The following is a 652-nucleotide window of genomic DNA, read 5'->3' as shown; positions in this document are numbered from 1 at the left end:
CTCACTCACATCGACCGGGTCACTGGCGAGCCAGCACGCCGCTACGAGCGCGAGCGGCCCGGCGAGCTGATCCATGTCGACGTCACCAAGTTCGGCAACATCCCCGACGGCGGCGGCTGGCGCTACACCGGCAAGCAGCAAGGCGACCGGAACCGGCAAGCCACCCGCGATCGCACCGGCCTGCGGACGAAGAACTACGAGCCCAGGCTCGGGACCTGCTTCGTCCACACGGTGATCGACGACTACTCACGCGTCGCCTATGCCGAGATACACGACGACGAGAAGGCCGTGACCGCGGTCGCGGTCCTGCACCGTGCTGTGGCCTGGTTCGCCGAACGAGGCGTCACCGTCGAACGGGTCCTGTCCGACAACGGCAGCGCCTACAAGTCCTTCCTGTGGCGCGATACGTGCGACGAGCTCGGCATCAAGATGAAGAAGACCCGGCCCTACCGGCCCCAGACGAACGGGAAAGTGGAAAGGCTCCACCGCACCCTGGCCGACGGCTGGGCCTACAAGAAGCTCTACACCTCAGAAGACGTCCGTCGAGGAGCACTGTCAGGATGGCTTCATCAGTACAACCACCACCGGCCCCACTCAGCCCTCGGTGGCCAACCACCCATCACCCGGTTGGACAACCTGGCTGGAGATCACA

General features: G+C 65.2%; 1 protein-coding gene. It reads left to right on the top strand.

Translation table 11 applies throughout. The annotated features are described in order from the left end of the window. On the top strand, positions 1 to 652 hold a 652-nt coding region (locus tag K4G59_RS19760; protein ID WP_231252775.1), incomplete at both ends, for an integrase core domain-containing protein.

This window comes from Nocardioides furvisabuli, assembly GCF_021083185.1.
Taxonomy (GTDB): domain Bacteria; phylum Actinomycetota; class Actinomycetes; order Propionibacteriales; family Nocardioidaceae; genus Nocardioides; species Nocardioides furvisabuli.
Note: the sequence above shows the minus strand (reverse complement) of the source record. Positions and strands in the feature narration are given on the sequence as shown.